This is a genomic window from Azospirillum oryzae, from assembly GCF_008364795.1.
Classification (GTDB): Bacteria; Pseudomonadota; Alphaproteobacteria; order Azospirillales; family Azospirillaceae; genus Azospirillum; species Azospirillum oryzae.
On the sequence record NZ_VTTM01000004.1, the window covers coordinates 106,536 to 127,502 of the forward strand.

At 66.7% G+C, this 20,967-nt stretch carries 17 protein-coding genes; 4 read left to right on the plus strand and 13 right to left on the minus strand.

Annotated elements, in window-relative coordinates; all coding sequences use genetic code 11:
* The first annotated feature begins 11 nt into the window (after nt 1–11).
* Nucleotides 12–914 (plus strand): sensor histidine kinase, encoded by a 903-nt coding sequence (locus FZ938_RS13960; protein ID WP_149199098.1) that lies wholly within the window; start codon nt 12–14, stop codon nt 912–914.
* Nucleotides 911–1,723: a GGDEF domain-containing protein gene (locus tag FZ938_RS13965; RefSeq protein ID WP_149199099.1), complete on the plus strand. Its 813-nt coding sequence runs from the start codon at nt 911–913 to the stop codon at nt 1,721–1,723. The genes FZ938_RS13960 and FZ938_RS13965 overlap by 4 nt, the downstream gene beginning before the upstream one ends.
* Here the strand turns inward: FZ938_RS13965 and FZ938_RS13970 are convergent.
* Complete coding sequence (locus FZ938_RS13970; RefSeq protein ID WP_149199100.1) at nt 1,720–3,615, minus strand: AI-2E family transporter; 1,896 nt, start codon at nt 3,613–3,615, stop codon at nt 1,720–1,722. The two genes, FZ938_RS13965 and FZ938_RS13970, sit on opposite strands and share 4 nt — an antisense overlap.
* Before the next feature lie 203 nt (nt 3,616–3,818).
* Here FZ938_RS13970 and FZ938_RS13975 point away from each other — a divergent pair, with 203 nt between their 5' ends.
* The gene (locus tag FZ938_RS13975; protein WP_174757024.1) at nt 3,819–5,027 is read left to right on the plus strand and encodes an MFS transporter; all 1,209 of its coding nucleotides are present in this window, start codon (nt 3,819–3,821) and stop codon (nt 5,025–5,027) included.
* Nucleotides 5,028–5,050: 23 nt separating this feature from the next.
* Here FZ938_RS13975 and FZ938_RS13980 read toward each other — a convergent pair whose 3' ends face one another.
* The 12 genes from FZ938_RS13980 to FZ938_RS14040 all read right to left on the minus strand — a co-directional run bounded on the left by FZ938_RS13980 (nt 5,051) and on the right by FZ938_RS14040 (nt 19,512).
* Entirely contained in the window at nt 5,051–6,082 is a 1,032-nt protein-coding gene (locus FZ938_RS13980) for an agmatine deiminase family protein (protein ID WP_149199102.1), read from the minus strand.
* Nucleotides 6,083–6,616: 534 nt separating this feature from the next.
* Nucleotides 6,617–7,450, minus strand: coding sequence for an ABC transporter permease subunit (locus FZ938_RS13990; RefSeq protein WP_149199104.1), 834 nt, complete (start codon nt 7,448–7,450; stop codon nt 6,617–6,619).
* Complete coding sequence (locus tag FZ938_RS13995; RefSeq protein ID WP_149199105.1) at nt 7,447–8,391, minus strand: ABC transporter permease subunit; 945 nt, start codon at nt 8,389–8,391, stop codon at nt 7,447–7,449. The genes FZ938_RS13990 and FZ938_RS13995 overlap by 4 nt, the downstream gene beginning before the upstream one ends.
* A complete protein-coding gene (locus FZ938_RS14000; RefSeq protein WP_149199106.1) occupies nt 8,388–9,539 on the minus strand; it encodes an ABC transporter ATP-binding protein in 1,152 nt (383 codons plus the stop codon). Before FZ938_RS14000 ends, FZ938_RS13995 begins: the two co-directional genes overlap by 4 nt.
* A gap of 99 nt (nt 9,540–9,638) precedes the next feature.
* Nucleotides 9,639–10,736 (minus strand): extracellular solute-binding protein, encoded by a 1,098-nt coding sequence (locus tag FZ938_RS14005; RefSeq protein ID WP_149199107.1) that lies wholly within the window; start codon nt 10,734–10,736, stop codon nt 9,639–9,641.
* A 174-nt stretch (nt 10,737–10,910) separates the two neighbouring features.
* Nucleotides 10,911–12,461, minus strand: coding sequence for a GDL motif peptide-associated radical SAM/SPASM maturase (locus tag FZ938_RS14010; RefSeq protein WP_149199108.1), 1,551 nt, complete (start codon nt 12,459–12,461; stop codon nt 10,911–10,913).
* Between the two features lie 131 nt (nt 12,462–12,592).
* Nucleotides 12,593–12,787 carry a DUF1843 domain-containing protein gene (locus FZ938_RS14015; protein WP_149199109.1) on the minus strand — a complete coding sequence of 65 codons (195 nt, stop codon included), beginning with the start codon at nt 12,785–12,787 and terminating at the stop codon, nt 12,593–12,595.
* Nucleotides 12,788–12,883: 96 nt separating this feature from the next.
* Complete coding sequence (locus FZ938_RS14020) at nt 12,884–13,075, minus strand: DUF1843 domain-containing protein (protein ID WP_149199110.1); 192 nt, start codon at nt 13,073–13,075, stop codon at nt 12,884–12,886.
* Between the two features lie 47 nt (nt 13,076–13,122).
* Entirely contained in the window at nt 13,123–13,308 is a 186-nt protein-coding gene (locus FZ938_RS14025; protein WP_149199111.1) for a DUF1843 domain-containing protein, read from the minus strand.
* A 911-nt stretch (nt 13,309–14,219) separates the two neighbouring features.
* Entirely contained in the window at nt 14,220–14,594 is a 375-nt protein-coding gene (locus FZ938_RS14030; protein WP_085085754.1) for an EamA family transporter, read from the minus strand.
* A 43-nt stretch (nt 14,595–14,637) separates the two neighbouring features.
* On the minus strand, nt 14,638–17,535 hold the full coding sequence (locus tag FZ938_RS14035; protein ID WP_149199112.1) for a UbiA family prenyltransferase: 2,898 nt from the start codon (nt 17,533–17,535) through the stop codon (nt 14,638–14,640).
* Nucleotides 17,536–18,168: 633 nt separating this feature from the next.
* Nucleotides 18,169–19,512 carry a glutamine synthetase family protein gene (locus FZ938_RS14040; protein WP_149199113.1) on the minus strand — a complete coding sequence of 448 codons (1,344 nt, stop codon included), beginning with the start codon at nt 19,510–19,512 and terminating at the stop codon, nt 18,169–18,171.
* A gap of 168 nt (nt 19,513–19,680) precedes the next feature.
* Here FZ938_RS14040 and FZ938_RS14045 point away from each other — a divergent pair, with 168 nt between their 5' ends.
* Complete coding sequence (locus tag FZ938_RS14045) at nt 19,681–20,961, plus strand: NAD(P)/FAD-dependent oxidoreductase (RefSeq protein ID WP_149199114.1); 1,281 nt, start codon at nt 19,681–19,683, stop codon at nt 20,959–20,961.
* Nucleotides 20,962–20,967: the final 6 nt, after the last annotated feature.

The window sequence follows — 20,967 nt, forward strand, 5'->3', positions numbered from 1 at the left end:
GAGCACCCGGGATGACGATGCGGTCGCAGGAACAGGAGCTTCGTCAGTGGCTTCAGCGGCTGGCCGAGGATCCGGCCAATGCCGACAACCCGCTGCTGGCGGAATTCCAAGCGCTGGCGGAACGGCACGGCAAGCTTTTGCGCCAGTTCCGCAAGATCGCCAAGATCAGCGACCGCCTCCAGACCGAGACCAAGGAGATGGCGCTCCAGCAGCGCCAGTTCGTGCTGATGGTCAGCCACGAATTCCGCACGCCGCTGGCGATCATCGACAGCGCCTCGCAGATGCTGGAGCTCGAGCCGAAGCTGCCGGTTTCGGCGATGCCGCGGGTGGGAAAGATCCGCAACGCGGTCCAGCGGATGCTGCACCTGATCGAACGCTGCCTGACCAACGACCGGCTGGGCACCGCGGCGGCGCGGCCGATGGCCTTCGACCTTGCGGCGATGCTGACCGCCCTGACGGGCGAGGTGGGTGCTTCGGCCTGCGGTCACCGGGTCGAACTGCATGGCGCCGACCGTCCGCTCCCGATCCCTGGCGACCGCGACCTTTTGGCCATTGTGTTTTCGAACCTGCTGGAGAACGCTGTCAAATATTCGCCGAACGGGGGGACGATCCGTGTCGATCTCTCGGCCGGCGAGGGTCAGGTCACGGTGCGGATCGCGGACGAGGGAATCGGCGTCAATGCGGCCGACGCGGCGCGGCTGTTCGACAAGTATTTCCGCGCGTCCAACGCCGCCGGGACGACCGGTGCCGGGCTTGGGCTCCACCTTGCCCGCTGCATCGTGGACACCCACGGCGGCGGTATCTCGGTGACGAGCGAACTGGGGCGGGGATCGGCCTTCACCGTCCGGCTGCCGGTATCGCGGGCCGAGGTTCGTGCGACCGCCACGGTCCCGGTGGCAGAGGAGGCGTCATGACCGGCGACACCAAATCCGCTGACACCGGGCTTGGCACCGGGCTTGGCACCGGGCTTGAGGGTGCGAAGGTGACGGGTTTGCCCAGGCGCTGGGCCTTGCGGCGGGGAACGGTGGGCATGATGCTGCAGGAGCAGAAGATCCAGGACTGGCTCGCCCGCCTTGCGGAGAACCCGGATTACGCCTCCCATCCGCTGATGGGGGAATTCCGCGCGCTCGCCGACGACCATCTGAAGCTGATGCGGCAGTTGACCAAGATCGCCAAGATCAGCGACCGCATGCAGACCGACACCCGCCAGATGGCGCGGGCGCTGCACGCCGCCTCGCAGACCGATCCGCTGACCGATCTGCCCAACCGCCGCCAGATGATCGAACGGCTGGAGGCTGAGCTGTGCCGCGTCGGCCGCAGCGGTGGCGGCTTCGCGCTCATCATGCTGGACATCGACCATTTCAAGGAAGTGAACGACGCCTTCGGCCATGCCGCCGGCGACCATGTTCTGGTGGAAACCGCCGGCCTCCTTCGGCGGAACCTGCGCGGGCACGATCTGTGCGCCCGCTGGGGCGGCGAGGAGTTCCTGATCCTGTTGCCCGACACCGATCAGGTCCACGCCGAAGCGGTGGCGGAAAAGTTGCGGGAGATCATCGCCCGCCAACCCATCACTCATCAGGACCACGCCATCATCGTGACTCTGAGCCTGGGCGTCGCCGCGTACCGCGAGGGGCGGACGGCCGATGCCTGCATCCAGGCGGCCGACGATGCGCTGTACATCGCCAAGCGCGCCGGGCGCAACCGCTGGGCCGCGGCGGCCTAAAGCTGCGGAGACGTCGGCTCCGCAGCCGGGGCCGCAACCATACCGAAGTTTAGTTCCTCCAGCTGCGCCAGGGCGCCGGCCATGCCGGTGGCGACCAGACTGGCGTCGGTCTCGGCGCTGGCGCGCTCCGGCACCTCGGCTTCCGGATGGGCGCTCCACAGGCAGAGCAGGATCGGCACGCGCGGGCCGAAATGCAGGCGCAGGCGGCGCACCAGCCGCCGGCTGTGACCGAGGGCGGACGGGTTGAGGGAGGACAGCACCACCGCATCCACCCCGGCGGTGCCCAGGCTGGCGATGGTGCGCGATGACACCTTCTCGCACGGCACGACATCGGTCTGGATGCCGCGGCCGGTCAGCAGATAGGCCAGAAGCCCGGCCGCCGCCTCGTCCAGATTGTTGCGGACGCCGACACAGAGCACATGGGGGGCGTCGCCGGCCGGGGCCACCGTGTCGCTCAACTCGTCCAGCAGGCTCGCCATGCCCTCGGCCACCGCCTGGCGGCCCTCCGGGTTCAGGGTACCGCGCTGGCGGTCCTGCTCGGCCAGCGACAGGACGGAAAGCAGCAGGCCGTCGGCCAGTTCGACCGGACTGCATGCGGCGAGCCGCTCCTCGGCAAGCTCCGTCGCCTCGGTGGGATCGCGGGCGAGCAGGCGCTGGTATACCTTCGCCTCGTCCGGCAGGACAGGACGGTCGCCCAGCATCACTTCCAGGAAATGCAGCTGCGGCACATGGCGCCCCAGCACCACCAGACAGACGGTCAGCGGCGTCGCCAGCAGCAGCCCGACCGGCCCCCACAGCGTCGTCCACACCACCGCCGCGACGATGATGGCGAGGGAGGACAAGCCGGTCGCAGTGCCGTAGAGCCAGGGCTCCACCACATTGTTGGAGAACAGCTCCACCGCCACGAACAGGGCGATGCACAGAAGCGGCAGGGTCCAGCCGGTGTCGACCGCGAAGGACAGCAGGATCGGAAAGGCCGACGCGATCACCGGCCCCAGGAATGGAATGAAGCGCAACACCGTGGCCATCAATCCCCACAGCAGCGGGTTCGGCACGCCCAGCAGCCACAGCCCGACGCCGATGGGAATGCCGTAGGTGACGTTCACCACCACCTGCATCAGCAGATAGCGGCTGACCCGTTCGCCGGCGTCGTTCATCGCCTCCGTCGTGCGGCTGAGGTCGCCGGACCCGACCAGACGGATCAGGCGGTCGCGCAGATCCTCCCGCTTCAGAAGCATGAAGATGGTGAAGACCAGCACCATGCCGGCTGTGGCGATGGGCGTCATCGCCGGACCGAGAAACCGGCGCACGAGGTCGAACACGCCGGTGTCGGACTGGTCGATGCGCACGGGCACGGGTTCGCGGCGCGGCGGGGTGGCGGGACCGCCCTGCGGCGACGGCGCGGCGGTGGTGCCCTGCTGCTCCGGCGTCGCGCTGCCGGTGGCGTTCTCCAACTCCTGTTTGAGATCGCGGAAGGCCTCGGTCGCCTGCTTGATGACACCGCGGTCGCCGGTCGACGTGGTGGCGCTGCGCAGGGATTCGATCCTGGTGTGGATGTTTCGCTGATAAGTCGGCAGATTGTCGGCCAGATCGCCGAGCTGGCTGCCCACCACCGCGCCGAATCCGATGATGGCGAGAAGCAGCAGGACCACCACCGCCAGCACCGACGGCACGCGGCCGAGGCGCCAGCGCTCCAGCCGGCTGACGATGGGCGTCAGCACGAAGCCGAGCAGCACCGCCAGGGCGATCGGCATCAGGATGTCCGCCGCCAGATACAGCGTCACCACGATCAGCGTGATGATCAGCAGGATGGTCTGGGTGGAAACGGGGGGAGCGGCCTTCGTCACCGCGATGGGGCGTGCCTGCAGCCGGCGGGCGGTGTCCTCGGCCATGATCGTCGGGCTTTCCGGAAGGGAGAATGCCCGACAGGAACACCGGCCGTGCCGCCACGTTCCCTGCCGCCGCGCTTGAAGGAGGCGCAGGCATTCCGCGCGGGAACACACCGATCCGGTGCGGACGCTGGACAAGGCGCGTTTCGGTGTCATCTTCGGCACGGGCACGGCGGCGATCACGGCGGACAGGGGACGCGACGACCATGCGCTGGTTCATTCTTGCCATCCTGTTCATCGCCCGCACCTGCATGGCGCTGGAGTTCCAGATCCTCGGCGCCGTGATGCCGTTCGCGCGGGTGGATCTGGACAGCGACTATGCGGCCATGGGCCAGTTGATGGGCCTCTTCATGCTGCCGGGCATCGTGCTGGCCTTGCCGGCGGGCATGCTGAGCAGCCGGTTCGGGCTGAGGCGGCTGGCGGTCTTCAGCCTGCTTCTGCTGGCCGGCGGCAGCGCGCTGTTTTCGGTCAGTCACGACTATGGCACCGCCCTGGCCGGGCGTCTGGTCGGCGGGGCCGGCAACGCGGTGCTCAGCGTGCTGGTGTCGGCGATGGTGGCCGAATGGTTCCGTGACCGCGACCTGTCGACGGCGCTGTCCATCGTGTTCATCAGCTGGCAGTTCGGCCTTGCCGTCGCGCTGGCGGTGTTCCCGGCGATCGCGGAGGCGGCGTCCTGGCGCTGGGCCTGCCATCTGACGACCCTGGTCTGCCTGACGGTGGCGGCTCTGGTGGCGCTGACCTACCGCTCGCCCCCCGGCACCGTCGCCGCCACGCCCACCGCCACGCCCACCGCCGCAGGGCGGCGGAGCATGCCCAGCCTGCGCCTGATCGCCCGGCGGCAAAGCATCCTCCCCACCCTGGCCGGCATCATCTGGACCGCCTACAATGTCGGGCAGGTGATTTTCCTGACCTATGCGCCGGCCCTGCTGGCCTCCACCGGCATATCGGTGACCGAGGCGTCGCGCACCGTCAGCCTGACCGTCTGGGTGACCATGGCCACCATGCCGCTGGGCGGCCTGCTGACCGACCGTTGCGGCCGGCCGCTGATGCCGGTGGCGGTCGGATCGCTGGGTGCCGCGGCGGCGGGGACGGCCTTCAGCCTGGGAGCGCCGCCCATGTTGAGCTGCATCATCGTCGGCCTGTTCCTCGGCCTGCCGGCTGGCGGCATCCTGGCCCTGCCGGCCCGCCACTCCGCCCCGGGCGACACGGCATGGTCGCTGGGCTGGTTCATGACCGTCTTCTATATCCTGATGACGCTCATCCAGATGCTGGCCGGCCTGATCCGCGACCGGACCGGCAGCGACCTCGTCACCGTGGAGTTCGGCTGCGCGCTGCTGGCGCTGGTTGCCGTCGGGCTGATCCCGTTCGAACTGGCGCGCCGCGCGTTGCGGCCGTCCCCGGCCATGGCGGCCTGACCGGCCGGATCAGAGCGCCGGTTTCAGGGAAGCGGTTGCTGTTGCGTAATGCAGTGGATGCCGCCGCCGCCGCGCACGATGTCCAAGGCCGCGATCTGCACCACCTCGCGGTCGGGGAAGGCCTTGCGGACGACGCGGAAGGCCTCGTCGTCGGCCGGATCCTCGAAGGCCGGCATGACGATGCCGCCGTTGGCGATGTAGAGGTTGGTGTAGGACAGGGTCAGGCGCACGCCGTTCAGGTCGCGGCGAGCGGGCTGCTGGATCGGGATGACCTCCAGTTCGCGGCCCTTTGCGTCGCGGGCGCGCTTCAACCGGTCGAGATTGTCCTGGAAGATCTTGAAGTTGGGATCGCCCGGATCATCGGTGGTGATCGCCATCACCACGCCGGGGCGGACGAACAGCGCGATCTCGTCGATGTGGCCGTCGGTCTCGTCGTCCTGATAGCCCTGCCCCAGCCAGATCACCGTTTCGACGCCGAGATGGTCCTTCAACTGCCGCTCGATCTCCTCGCGCGACAGGCCGGGATTGCGGTTGGGGTTGAGCAGGCACTGTTCGGTGGTGATCAGCGTCCCCTCCCCATCCACGTGGAAGGAGCCGCCCTCCATCACCAGGGGCGCGGAATAGCAGGGGAGCTTGAGGTGGTCGAGGATCAGGCGGCCGACCTCACGGTCCTTCTCGCAGCCCTCGTAATTGCCGCCCCAGGCGTTGAAGCCCCAATGGACGCCGGCCAGCCCGCCCTTGCCATCGATGACGAAGCTGGGGCCGGTGTCGCGAATCCAGGAATCGCTGATCGGCAGCGGCAGAATCTGGATACCGGGGCCGCAGGCGAGCGAGGCTTCCGCCACATCCGCCGGGTCGCACACCATCGTCACCGGCTCGAAGCGGGCGATGGCCTGCGCAACCTCGGCGTAGGCGTCGCACGCGGCGTCGAAGGCACCCTCCGGCCAGGTTTCCGGCCGGCACGGCCACGCCATCCAGCATCCGCTGTGGCGAGCCCATTCGCCGGGCATGTGGAAGCCTTGGCCCGTCGGCATCGGGGCGTTCGGTGTCGTCATGCGTCGATCCCCCTACCCTTTTTAAAAGTCCCTGCCCGTCACGGCGGCCGCGTGACTAAAAGCCGCGAGCCTCAAACCGCAAGACTGGGACATTTTCCGTCCCGGTCCACCCTAACCACGGGAGCGCGCGTTTGGCAATCGCGTCCACGGCAGCGGGCACTTGGCCTTATGGCAGAGGAACTTTTGAACGGACGCGACATCGCGTCGGCATGCCGGGAGGGGGGCCGGCATGAAGGCCGTCAGCGGCCGATCAGGCGCCGGACGGCGGGCGCAGGGCGCGGCGGGCGGTGACCGTACGGGTGTTCGAATAAGCGCTGGAAACGGGACTGAAGAATCCAAGCCTCAACAAGGGGAACCACAGGAGCGCGCGCATGGCACGGCCTCTTTCGCTGTTGCAGATGGCTTCAACATAGCAAAAGAAGCGGGCAATTGCCATCCATGGCGGCAGAATTCTCCTCTGCGCGGATGGATGGGGTGCCGACATGATCTGTGGACCGGCCGGACCATGACGTCCGGCCGGCCTCCAGACTTCGGTCAGCCGTTCTGGATCGCCATCTGCTCGTCGCGTTTGCGCTGGCGTTCCTGGCGGGCCATCACGATGCTGGCGACGAAGATGCCGGTCGCCACCACCAGCACCATCAGGGTCGCCAGGGCATTGATCTGCGGGCTGATGCCGAACTTCACACTGGAGAAGATCACCATCGGCAGCGTCGTCGATCCGGGGCCGGAGACGAAGCTCGCCACCACCACGTCATCCAGCGACAGGGTGAAGGCCAGGAGCCAGCCGGCGACCAGCGCCGGGGCGATCAGCGGCAGGGTGATGACGAAGAAGACCTTGGCCGGGCGGGCGCCAAGATCCATCGCGGCCTCCTCCAGGCTGCCGTCCATGCCGGCCAGCCGCGACTGGATGACCACCGCGACATAGGACATGGTGAAGGTCGTGTGGGCGATGGTGATGGTGGTGACGCCGCGCCCGTCGGGCCAGCCCACCCACTGCTCCATCGCCACGAACAGCAGCAGCAGCGACAGGCCGGTGATGACCTCCGGCATGACCAGCGGCGCGGTGATCATGCCGCCGAACAGCGTCCGGCCGCGGAACCGGCCGAAACGGGTCAGCGCCAGACCGGCGCAGGTGCCCAGCAGCACCGCCAGCGTTGCCGACACCGCCGCCACCTGGAAGGACAGCAGGGCGGCGTCCAGCAGCGTGTCGTTGTGGATCAGCTCGCCATACCATTTGGTCGAAAAGCCGCTCCACACCGTCACCAGCCGCGACTCGTTGAAACTGAAGACGATCAGCAGCGCGATGGGGACATAGAGGAAGGCATAGCCGAACAGCAGCGCCCAGGACAGGAACCCGAACCGTTTCATCGCCCGGCCTCCGCCTGTTTGCCCTGCACATGCTGGAAGATCATGATCGGCACCACCAGGACCAGAAGCAGGGCGATGGCGACGGCCGACGCCACCGGCCAGTCGCGGTTGGCGAAGAACTCGTTCCACAGCACGCGGCCGATCATCAGCGTGTCGGGACCGCCCAGCAGTTCCGGCGTCACGAACTCGCCCACCGCCGGGATGAAGACCAGCAGCGACCCGGCGACGATGCCCGGCAGCGACAGCGGCAGCGTGATCTGCAGGAAGGACCTGAACGGGCGGGAGCCGAGGTCGGCCGCCGCCTCCAGCAGGCTGGGGTCCATCTTCTCCAGGGTGGAATAGAGCGGCAGAACCATGAAGGGCAGGTAGCAGTAGGTCATGCCGATATAGACCGCCCAGTCGGAATAGAGGATCTCCACGGGACCGCTGGTGATGCCCGCCCATTCCAGCAGGTTGCTGATGACGCCGTTGCCCTTGAGGATGCCGATCCAGGCATAGATGCGGATCAGGAAGCTGGTCCAGAAGGGCAGGATCACCAGCATCATCAGCGGCCCGCGCCGCGCCGGATCGGCCTTGGCGATGGCGTAGGCCATGGGATAGCCGATCGCCAGGCACAGCAGCGTGGTGACCGCCGCGATCTTCAGCGAGTTCAGGTAGGCGAGGATGTAGAGGTCGTCCCCGCCCAGCCGGAAGTAATTGCTGATGTTCAGCAGGATCTGCAGCTTGGAGGTGCCGGCATCCTCGTCGGTCAGCCACTCCACCAGCGACGAATAGGGCGGCTGGGCGATGATCGATTCGGAGAAGCTGATGCCGAAGACGATCAGGAAGGGCACCAGGAAGAACAGCATCAGCCACAGATAGGGAACCGCGACGACCACGCCGCGGCCCCACAGCCCGATCCGGCTGAGCCCGGAAACGAGGACGGAGACGACCGTCCTCATTGGGTCAGCACCACGCCGGCGAAGGGACGCCATGTCAGGGTCACCTCGTCCTCCCAGGTGATCGGCATTTCGGTGCGGCGGGTGACGTTGGGGGCGGTGACCCGCACCGTCTTGCCGGTCGGCAACTGCACCAGATAGATCGACACGTCGCCGAGATAGGCGATTTCGCGCACGATGCCGGTGGTCCGGTTGCGGCCATCTCCGTCCGCGACCGGATCCTTGGACAGGGCGATCTTCTCCGGCCGGATGGCGACCGAGACGGGGGAGCCGGCCGGCGCCGGGGTGGCGTGGGCGATCAGCAGTTCGCAGCCGGCGTCCTCCGACGCGACGATGACCTGATCGCCCTCGGTCGAAACCACGCGGCCGTCGAACATGTTGATCGAGCCGATGAACTCCGCGACGAAGCGGGTGTGGGGGTATTCGTAGATCTCGGTCGGCGTGCCCACCTGCGCGATCACGCCGTGGTTCATCACGGCGATGCGCGAGGACATGGTCATCGCCTCCTCCTGGTCGTGGGTGACGACGATGAAGGTGACGCCCAGCTTTTCCTGGATGTTGACCAGTTCGAACTGCGTGCGTTCGCGCAGCTTCTTGTCGAGCGCGCCCAGCGGTTCGTCCAGCAGCAGCAGCTTCGGCCGCTTGACCAGCGAGCGAGCGAGCGCGACGCGCTGGCGCTGGCCGCCGGACAGCTGGTGCGGACGGCGCTTGCCGAAGGCCGACAGTTGGACCATCCCCAGCATCTCCGCCACGCGGTCGCGGATCTCCGCCTTCGCCACCCCGTCCTGTTTCAGGCCGAAGGCGACGTTCTGCTCCACCGTCATGTGCGGGAACAGGGCGTAGGACTGGAACATCATGTTGACCGGCCGCTCATAGGGCGGAATGCCGGCCATATCGACGCCGTCGATGAAGATCTTGCCTTCGGTCGGCTGCTCGAACCCCGCCAGCATGCGCAGCAGCGTCGTCTTGCCGGAGCCCGACCCGCCGAGCAGGGCGAAGAACTCGTTGCGGTAGATCGACAGGCTGACCTCGTCCACCGCGACGAAGTCGCCGAAGGTCTTCGTCACCTTTTCGATTCGGACATACGGCGTCTGGCCCGCGTCCTGCCACGGTTCCAGACGGGTGGGTTTGCGAATCGGCTGACCGGCCATCCGGGTTCCTCTTTCATGACGACGCCCCGGCCGCTCCCCATCGCTGGGGATCGGCCGGGGCGGGCCAGCGCCACAAATCGGCGCCTTGCGGGGATCGGCTTACTTGCCGGTCTTGACCTTGGTCCACACGCGGGTGCGGGCGCGGTCGGTGGTCTGCTTGATCTGCTTCAGCGAGAACAGCTTCAGCTTGCTGTCGGCCGGCAGGAAGATGCCGGGGTTCGACTTGATGTCGTCCGACACCATCGGCAGCGAGGCCGGCACCGCGTTGGCGTAGCTGACCTTGTTGGAGATGTTGGCCATGTTGGCCGGGTCGAGCACGAAGTTGATGAAGTCGTACGCACCCTGCTTGTTCGGCGCATCGGCCGGAACCGCCAGCGTGTCCCACCAGACCTGCACGCCTTCCTTCGGCGTGATGTATTCGACCTTGGCGCTCTTGGCCTCGGCGGCGCGGGCGGCGCCCTGGATGGCGTCGCCGTTGTAGGCCATCACGACGCAGGCGTCGCCGCCGGCCAGGATGTTGATGTTTTCGCCGGTGACGAAACGCTTGATGTAGGGACGGACCGCCATCAGCGTCTTTTCGACCTTCTCCAGATCCTCCTTCTTCTCGGAGTTCGGATCGAGGCCGAGGTAGTTCAGAACCGACGGGATCACGTCGATGGCCGAATCCATCACGGTGATGCCGCAGGCCGCAACCTTCTTCGCCACTTCCGGCTTGAAGATCAGGTCCCAGCTGTCGAGCGCGACGTCGGGGGCGACGGCCTTGATCTTTTCCGGGATGATGGCGATGCCGACGGTGCCGCCGAGATAGGGCACGGCGTACTTGTTGCCGGGGTCGGAGTTCTCCAGCAGCTTCAGGACCTTCGGGTCGAGGTTCTTGTAGTTGGGGATCTTCGACTTGTCGAGCGGACCCACCACCTTCGCCTGGATCAGGCGGGACAGGGTCGGCTCGGCGGTCGGCACGATCACGTCATAGCCGGACTTGCCGACGAGCACCTTCTGCTCCAGCAGTTCCAGGCTGTCGTACAGGTCGACCTTCGTCTCAGCGCCCGTGGCCTTGGTGAAGTCGGCGAGGGTCGTTTCACCCAGATAATCGTTCCAGATGTAGATGTTGACCGGCTTCTTGGCCTGGGCCATCGCCGGGCCGGCGATGGCAATCGCCGCGACCGCGCCGATGAGGCTGAGAGCGAGTTTTTTCATGATTTGCCCCGACCTGTTCGTGAGTGTTGCGGGCGCCGCCACATCCCAACGGCATACCCGGCTCGCGGGCGCTATTGCACCCACGCCCGGGCATGTTGTCAACGGTTTGGGTCGAGGTCGGGAACCGGTTTCCGGGCGGCGGCCCTCCGCCCGAAGCCGTGCCCGATCAACCGCCTATCCGGGGAGCGCCGCCAAGGATTGCCTAGCCGCCGATTGCTTCGCCGCTCTGGCCTCGTCCAGCAGGCGCTGGGTCTCAAAGATCAGGGCGCGGCGCCGCGCGCTGTCGATCTCGTGCTGCGCCGCCGCCGCCGCGACGTCGGCGCCGCAATGGGGGCAGTCGGTCTCGTGCGGCCAGATATACTGGTTGCAGCCGCGGCAGAGCGTCAGACTGGGCGGCACCACGCCGCCTTCGGGGGAGCGTTCATAAGCGTGGCGATGCACCGTCGCCGGGTCGCGCTCCGGCAGGCCGGGGGAGGCGGCGCCGGGGATCGGTTCCTGGATCAGGGCGAATTCGCCGATGGCGAAGGCCTCGTTCGGCGCGTCCTTGATCTTCACCACCCGCTCGCGCAGGCCATGTCTGGCGAGGTCGAGCACCCGGTAATGGCAGTAGGGATTGTTGCCCCGCTTGCCCAGCAGAGACTCGGAGGTCCAGGTGCAGCCGGCGCGGCAGATGTCGGCATAATAGCAGGTGCGGCAATAGCCCCACAACTCGTCCACCGACCGCAGCCGGCCGAACCGCATCCGGTCGGCATGGCGCCAGATGTCCTCCACGCTCATCTCGCGGATGTTGCCGGCGGCATAGAGGGAGGTCGCCAGCGACGGGCAGCCCTTCAGGGTGCCGTCCGCTTCGATGCCGATGCCGATCTGCCCGGCGGCGCAGCCGGACCAATGCATCCGGTCGTCGCCCAGGCCGCGCCAGATATGCTCGTAGGGGCCGTAATAGCCGACATTGTTGCCGACCACCATCAGCAGCCCGCGGTCCAGCCCCTCGCGGTAGAGGCGGGCCAGCAGCGGCATGACGTCGAGAAGGCGGTGCGGCTGCAGCAGCAGGTCCGGATTGTCGACGGCGTTGCCCATCGCGACGGTGAACTGGATCTGCCAGTGGGTGGCCCCGGCTTCGATGATCCGGTTCATCAGCTCCGGCAGATGGTCGGGGGTTTCGGGTCCGATCTGGGTGTTGACCGACACCGCCAGCCCGCGCTCCTTGGCGCGGCGCAGGGCGCTCATCGCCTGATCGTAGGAGCCGGGAACGCCGCGCACCCGGTCGTGCAGGTCGGGCAGCCCGTCGATCGAGACGCCGATGGCCTGGAGCCCGGCCTCCACCGCTTCGTCCAGCCGGCGGTCGGTCAGATTGCGGCCGCCGGTCTGCACGGCGGTCCTGATGCCGTGGCTGCGGCAGCGCCGGATGATCTCCACCCAGTCCTTGCGCAGATAGGCCTCGCCGCCGATCAGCGAAATCTCGCGGGTGCCGAGTGCGGCCAAACGGTCGACGAGGTCCAGCGCCTCCTCGGTGCTCAGCTCGTCCGGCCGCGGCCGGCCGGCGCGCGACCCGCAATGCTGGCATTTCAGGTTGCAGGCGAGCGTGGTTTCCCAGACCACCAGGACCGGCACCAGCTTGCGGAAATCGTCTTCGTCGCAATAGCGCGCCGGAACGGATGCCGGCTGATCCGGGGGCTGATCCGGGGAGCGGGCCGAAAGGTCGGGGCTGGGAAGCGGCTGGTCCATGGTTCCGGAATCTTCCTCGCAATGGCATTGGCTCTGAATATCGGCGTCTCCCTATATCGGCGGCGCGGCAGCGCCGGGGTGCGGGCGGCATGGACGCCGCACCCCGGCCGCAGCACGCCGGCCGAAGCCGATCAGCCGTTCCTCTCGGCCTTGGCGATCTCGACCTTCAGGAGCTGCAGCAGCCCCGGAATGTCGCCGTAGGTGGCGAGATGCTGCTCGGCCTCGGCCGCGACCTGCTTCATCGTCGCCAGATCGCCGCCGGCGATGGCTTCGGTCATGGTGGCCATGTACATCGGACGGAAAGGGGCAAGGGTCGAGTCGGTCATCTGTCGGTTCCTCAGCTTTGAATGGCGGGAATGTTGGAAACGGTCGATCGGGAAGCGGTCGATCGGGAATCAGGGGGCGGGGCAGGCCCGACCGGATCAGGTACCGGCTTCGGCCTTGGCGATCTCGACCTTCAGCAGGTTGAGGACGCCGGCGACGTCGCCGTGTTCGGCGAGATGCTGCTCGGCGGCGGCGGCCACCTCCTTCATCTTCGCCAGATCGCCGCTGACGATGGCGTCGGAGATCGCCACGCCGTAAGGCTTGATGGAGCGCATGGGTGCTTCGGACATGTGGAAACTGCTCCGCGGGAAAATTGGAAAAACGACTGCGTGCCCGATCAGCTTTTCGCTTCGGCTCTCGCGATCTCGATCTTCAGTGCCTGGAGCAACGTGCCGACGTCGCCATGTTCGGAGAGATGCTGCTCGGCGGCGGTGGCGGCCTCCTTCATCTTGGACAGGTCGCCGCTGGCGATCGCCTCGGTCATGGCGCCGCCGTAGAGCATGCGAATGGGAGCGGTGGACATCCGATGATCTCCTTCAAGACATGATTGGAGAAATGCGCTTTGCATGCGCAGCTTGATGCCGATGTTTGATACTGGCGAAATTCCTGAGCGAATGGACGACAGCTGAAAATCGGCAAATCGATGCGAGACCAGAGAATAGCCTTTGAAAACACAAATACTAATCTCTGCAAATTTTCATACTAACGTGTGAATAACTTACCTTGTTTTCAGAAAGTTATATCCACGCTCTGGCGGAGGTCAATTGTTAATATGTTATTTTTAATTTTGGTTTTGAAAGAATGCTTTTGTAACTGATTATTGTTTATCGCCGTATGCGACTGGTGCTCCGTCCGGCGCTGGTACGTGGGAGATCATTCACACGGGACGCAAAGAAAAAGGGACGCAGCACCATTCGGGCAGCGTCCCTGCTTCGGCGCAAGGCGGTGCCAGAGGGCCAATTTCGGCCTCGGCAATTCCCATCTTCAAGAATTGGTCAGTTCGCAGCATTGACCATGATCGACGATAGAGCGGCAGGAGGGAGGCCGGTTGCGACCGCATGGGGCGAAAATCCCGTGCGTTGAGTGTCGCAACCGGCGAAGAGTTCCCTCTTCCCAGGCAACGGCCTGCCGGCCGGCGCCCGGACCTCCTGTCGTAAAAATCGAATACGCTGGTATTTTCGCTCGCGAATATGCTGTCAGTTATATCCATCCGGCGATTCCGGTCAATACCGGAATCGTGACATTTGATTTTAAGATTGAAAGATTCTGTGACAGAAATTGTTGCCATAACAGGGTATTCACCAAGACGCCGACAGCCGCGTGGTCGCGGTATTTGTGCAAAGCAAAAAGAAAGCGCCGCGACTGCTGCCGCGGCGCCTTCATCATCCCCACCCGGTGGAGGGCGGGTCCTTGGGTGCGGGTTTTGTGGGGGCTTCAGCTCTGTGCGGTAAGCACGACGCCCAGCACCACCAGCAGGGTGCCGATGACGCGGGTCAGGCTCATGGTCTCGCCCAGCAGCAGGACGCCGAGCGCCAGCGTGACCAGGAAGCCCAGACCGACGAAGGGATAGGCCATGGTGACCTCGACCTTCGCCAGCACCGCCAGCCACACCACCATGCCCAGCCCATAGCAGGCGAGCCCGGTCAGGATGTGCGGCGTGGCGACGACCGACAGGGCGATCTGCCCGGCCTCCCCCCGCGCCAGGGCGGTCGACACCGCCGGGCTCGACATGCCGATCTTCAGCGAAATCTGGGCGATGGCGGACAGGGTGACGCTCAGTAGGATCAATCCGACGACGGCGATGGGCATGGGGACTCCCGGATGAGGGCGGAAGGAGAATCGGGCCGGCGGCTCAGGTCCGGCCGAAGAGGAGGGCGACGCCGCAGACCGCGCCGATGGCAAGGCTCCATTTGTCGCGGGCGGCGAACACCACCGGATCGTCATGCATCAGTCCGCGGTGGGTCTGCAGCCACACCCGCCCGATCCAGAAGAGCAGCAGCGGGCAGATGATCCACAGCGCCTGCGGCTGCTCATAGACGCGCCCGACCTCCGGGCTGTTGATGTAGAGCGCCATCACCAGCACCGAGAGGAAGCCGGCCGACACGCCGATGGATTGCAGGACCGGCATGTCGGCGGTCACATAGCCGCGCCCCTCCGCCTGCTCCAGCCCGAGCTTCATCATGCTGTCCATCTCCGAATAGCGCTTCACCATCGCCAGGCTGAGGAACAGGAACATGGAGAAGGCCAGCAGCCAGAAGGACGGGACGATGGCCGTCGCCGTGGCGCCGCCCAGCACGCGCAGCGAATAGAGCCCGGCCAGCAGCATCACATCCCAGATCACCCGGTTCTTGGCGAACAGGTTGTAGAACAGCGACGACGCGGCGTAGGTCGCCAGTGCCGCCAGGAACAGCGGCGGCAGAGCCACCAGCGACAGGACGAGGCTCGCCAGCAGCAGGCCGGGGATCAGCGACAGGCCGAGGTCGAGCGGCAGGTCGCCGGCGGCGAAGGGACGGCGGCGCTTGCGCGGGTGGCGCCGGTCGGCCGGCAGGTCGAGCAGGTCGTTCAGCACATAGATACTCGACGCGCACAGCCCGAAGGCGAGGAAGGCGGTCGCGGCCTGCAGGGTCGGGCCGACCTCGCCCAGCTTCTGGCCGGCCAGCAACGGCACGAAGACCAGCAGGTTCTTCAGCCACTGGTGCAGGCGCAGCGCCTTGAAGATCAGTAGCAGGCGCGGCCGGCGCGGGGTCGTGATGGTCTCCAGCGGGCAGAGGGAGGCGGCATGGCGCAGCACGGCGGCCGGCGCATCCACCGCGATGCCGCGGCGGGCGCCGCGCCAGATCGCATAATCGGCCTCGTCGTTGCCCATGTAATCGAACACGCCGGACGGCACCTGCGCGCGGATCGCCTCGTACTTGCGCTCGCTCTTCAGGTTCACGCCGTCGTTGCTGGCGAGCACCTGATCGAACAGGCCGAGATGGCGGGCGATGGCGTCGGCATAGCGGTGGTGGGCTGCGGTGGCCAGCACCAGCCGGCGCCCATGCCTGCGCTCGGCCTCCAGCCGTTCCAGGACGGCGGGGTTGTAGACGAGGCCGGCCGGGTCGATGTCGACGCGCCGGGCCAGTTCCGCCTTCAGCCGCGCCTTGCCGCCGGCCAGCCAGACCGGCACGAGCAGCGCCGCCCAGGGCCGGGCCTTGATCAGGCCGAACAGAGATTCGTAGAGAAGGTCGGTCTTCAGCAGCGTGCCGTCGAGATCGACGAACAGCGGCGGCTCCTCCGCGGCGGGCGGCGGGACCGGCGTTTCGGCCGCGGCGGCGCGGGGAAGCACGACGGTGGTCGCGGTCAGGCCGGGAGCAGCCGCTGAAGAGCCGCGATGGCTGCGGTCGCCCGCTTCCGCCCCGCCCCAGACCAGAGTGGCGCGGTCGTGCCGGCCGGCCAGGACGACCGTCAGCCCCAGCAGCATCAGAGTGGCGAAGAACAGGTAGGATTGCAGGACGTTCAGCGGCGTGTCGGCCAGCGCGTTGACCGGCCAGAACAGCAGGTTGCCGGCCAGGAAATAGGCAGCGGCCAGCAGCGCCGCCGCCCCGGCCGGACGCCGCAGGCCGGGCTCCAGCAGAAGCAGGAAGGCCAGCGCGAAGGCCGGCAGCAGGATGCCGTAATGATGCACCCAGGCGACCGGCGAGCCGACGGTGAAGCAGATGCCGGCGACGACGAAGGGCAGGATCTGCTCGGCCCCCCGATCACGGCGCCGCCAGAGCAGGCCGAGGCCGACGAAGGCGAGGCCGGAGATCTGCGTCGCGATGTGGACCGCCGGATGGTAGGGGGCGAAGGCCTCCGCCGACCAGTCGAGATTGTTGCCGTTGTGCAGCAGGCGGTTGACCAGCCCGTTGACGGTCTGGTTGACGTGATAGCTCTCGCCATGGCGGCCGATGAACAGCAGCACGTCGAGGTAATCGACCATCGGCGCGAAGCCGTAGAACAGGGTCGCCAGCGCCACGCCCGGCACCACAACGGCCGCCCAGCCCGCCGCCATCCGCCAGTCGGCGCGCAGAACCGCCCAGACGAGGAACAGCGACATCTGCGGCTTCATCAGCGTCGATGCGCCGAGCAGGGCGCCACACAGGGCGCGCCGGTCCCGCAACAGGGCGATGCAGGCGAAGACGAAGGCGGCGTTCAGCCAGACCTGCACCTGCCCCAGCGAGAAGGCCTTCAGCACCGGGTAGAAGCACAGGGTCGCGACGAAGCCGAAGCCGCCGAGCAGCACCTGGGTCATCCGGTCGTCACGGGCACCCGGCACCCGCAAACGGGCGGCCATCTCCAGCACCAGGATCGCCATGCCGGCTGCGGTCGCCAGAACGAACAGCAGATTGACCCGCTCGAAGGCCACGAGGTTCAGCACCCCCAGCGCCTTCATCGCCTCCAGCGGCAACAGCGAGGTCACCGGATACTGGAACTTGATGTGCTGCTGGAAGAACACCCCTTCATAGACATTCTCGCCGGGCCGCTCGTGCAGCCAGTTGAGCGCCGCGATCATCGGGTCCCAACTGTCGACCGGAATCAGGTCCTGGTTTTCCAGCACGAACAGGTTCTGGATGTCGGTCAGGTTGCTGGCATGGCCGCCGCGATGCAGCGCCAGCCCGAGCAGCCCCGTCGTCAGCACGATGAACAACGACGCGAGGATGATGCTGCGCTGGACCCAGCCAACGCTGTGGAGGCCGGTCCGAAGGGACGGGATCGCTGGTTGCATGCTCATGCTTGGCCATCCATCGGTTGCCCATCGATTGCGTCGAGACAGTGTCCCTGTGCCGGTCGGGCCGCTCGCCTGGATTATCTTAAAAGGCAATCGAGGACCCAGCGCGGCGGCAGGGGTCGCCGTCTCCGCGAAAAACGGTTACGTGTGTTGACTATTTTCAAAGGAGATAACAAATTACAGCGACGCCGAAACGCCATGCGGCGCCCGCATCTCCTCCCTCCTCCTCTGATACCGCCGAAAATACACTGCGGCTTTGCTTTGAAAGTCTTCGATTTCGTGTTGCGGCGGCCATAGGCGGATTAACGCCGGCTTTGAAATTTCCGGCTGTGCCGACACGGCCGGTCGGCGCGGTCGTGGCATGGAACGACGGCCGGCGATCGATCGGGGTGGGGCTGCGGGCCGGTCGGAGTAGGACGGGCGGCGATTAACGCCACACGGCAGGATTTCCTGGCCGAACTTGCGAAATTCCGTGGCGGATCGGCGCACGAACGGGGTGCCGGCCGGCGCGATCCGCTAAGCGCCGGTCATGTGCCGGACGGCCGGACCCAGCGCAGGAACAGGGAACCAAATACGTAAAAGGGGCGGCCGACGGATGTCTCCGCGGGCCGCCCCTTTGTTCGTCAACCTAAGACTTCAGACGTTCAACAGCAGGTTTTCCCGTTCCCACGAGCTGATGACGCGGTTGTAGGCCTCATACTCCGCCTCCTTCACGCAAGCGACGGCGTCGATGAAACGTTCGCCGAGGATTTCCTTCAGCGGCTTGCAGGCGTTGAACTTGGTCAGTGCTTCCGACTGGTGGCGCGGCAGGGTGAAGGCGAGGCGGTAGGCGGAGCCCTTGATCGGGTCGTTGGGCTCCAACCCCTGAATCATGCCGATATAGCCGCAGGCCAGCGACGCCGCGATGGCGAGATAGGGGTTGGCGTCGGCGCCGGCCACCCGGTTCTCCACCCGGCGGGCGTCGGGCTGGGAGACGGGGACGCGCAGTCCGGTGGTGCGGTTGTCGCGGCCCCAATGCACGTTGATCGGCGCATCGGAGTTCGGAACCAGCCGGCGGTAGCTGTTGACGTTGGGCGCCAGCAGCGGCATCGCATAGGGCAGGTATTTCTGCAGCCCGGCGATGTGCGACATGAACAGGGCGCTGTCGGTGCCGTCGGGGTTGGCGAACAGGTTGCGGCCGCTGTCGGTGTCCACCACCGACTGGTGGATGTGCATGGCGCTGCCCGGTTCGCCCTGCATCGGCTTGGCCATGAAGGTGGCGTAGATATTGTGGCGCATCGCCGCCTCGCGCGCCGTGCGCTTGAACAGGAAGGCTTGGTCGGCCAGTTCCAGGGCGTCGCCGTGGTTGAAGTTGATCTCGATCTGGGCGGCGCCGGCCTCGTGGGTCAGCGTGTCGATGTCGATGTCCTGCTTCTCGCAGAAATCATAGACCGCCTCGAAGATCGGATCGAATTCATTGACGGCATCGATGCCGAAGGCCTGCCGCCCGCTTTCCATCCGGCCGTTGCGCCCGACCGGCGGCACCAGCGGATAGTCGGGGTCCTTGTTGACCTGGACCAGGAAGAATTCCAGCTCCGGCGCCACCAGCGGCTTCCAGCCGCGCTCCTCGTACAGCGACAGCACGCGCTTCAGGACATGGCGGGGCGAGACGTCGACCGGCTTGCCGTCGGCATAGACGCAGTCGGTGATGACCTGGGCCGTCGGCTCGTTGTACCAGGGGACGAAGCGGATCGTGCGTTCGTCCGGGATCATGTAGATGTCGGAATTCTCGTCCGAGGTGATGTCCTCGTCATCGGGGAATTCACCGGTCACGGTCTGGACGAAGATCGCCTCGGGCAGGCGCAGGCCGCGGTCGCGCAGGATGCGGAGGAACTTCTCGGCGGGGACGATCTTTCCCCGCGCGATGCCCGACATGTCGGGTACAAGGCATTCGACTTCGGTAATGCGGTTCTTCTTGATGAAGTCTTCCATAAAACCCATGGGTATGGCGGACCGCTCCGGGCGATGGGCAGCCCCCTCCGTGCTGTGAACGACAGCGACACTATGACGCCGTTCCGGCGGGCCGCGCCAGAGGGTTCCGCATGATGCTTTGGTGAAACGTCCGCCTTTCCGTTGACCTCCCCCATAGGCTGGGACTTAACTGCCGCCATGCCGAAAGCCACATACCTGAACAGCTGGTACGCGGCCTCCGCCGCGTCCCGCGTCGACCATCCCGTTCTGGAGGGCGAGGTCGCCTGCGACGTCTGCATCGTCGGCGGCGGCTACACCGGCCTGACCGCGGCGCTGGAACTGGCGGAGCGCGGCTTCGACGTCGTCCTGCTGGAGGCCGAGCGCTGCGGCTGGGGGGCGTCGGGCCGCAACGGCGGGCAGATCATCACCGGCTACAACAAGCCGATGGCGGCCATCGAGGGCTGGATCGGCAAGGAGGATGCCCGCCGCCTGTGGGAGTTCGGCGAGGAGGCCAAGGCACAGCTGGCGGAGCGGGTGGAGCGCCACGCCATCGCCTGCGACCTGACCTGGGGCTTCGCCTATGCCGCGCTTAAGCCGCGCCACATGCAGGACGTGACGGCGCTGGAACACGAAATGCGCGACGGGTACGGCTATGACCGGGTGCAGCGGCTCGACCGCGCCGGCATCCGCGCGCATGTCGGCAGCGACGCCTATATCGGCGGCCTGCTGGACGAGGGCAGCGGCCATCTGCATCCACTGAACTACGCGCTGGGCCTCGCCCGCGCCGCCGATGCCGCCGGGGTGCGCATCTTCGAGAACAGCCGCGCCCTCGCCATGGACAGCGGCGCCGCGCCCTGGGTCCGCACCGAGCGCGGCCGGGTGACGGCAAGGCACCTGATCCTGGCCGGCAACGCCTATCTCGGCGGGCTGGCCCCGGCGCTGGACCGCACCATCATGCCGGTCGCCACCTACATGATCGCCACCGAGCCACTGGGGGTAGAACGGGCGCGCGCCCTGCTGCCGACCAACATCGCGGTGTCGGACATGAAGTTTTCGCTGGACTACTTCCGCCGCTCCGCCGACCACCGGCTGCTGTTCGGCGGCGGCGTCAGCTATTCGGGGGTGGACGCACCGGGGCTGAAGCAGGCGATGCGGCTGAAGATGCTGGCGATCTATCCGGAACTGAAGGACGCCCGTGTCGAGTATTTCTGGGGCGGGCGGGTTGCCATCACCATGAACCGCATGCCGCATCTGGGCCGGCTGTCGCCGACGACGCTGTATGCCCACGGCTATTCCGGCCATGGCGTGGCGCTGGCCGGCATGGCCGGACGGCTGATGGCGGAGACGGTGAGCGGCACCGCCGGGCGGTTCGACGTGTTCGCCCGCATCCCCCACACGCCGTTCCCCGGCGGGCGGCGATTCCGCACGCCGGCGCTGGTCCTCGCAATGATGTGGTTCCGTCTGCGCGATCTGCTGTAGGCTGCG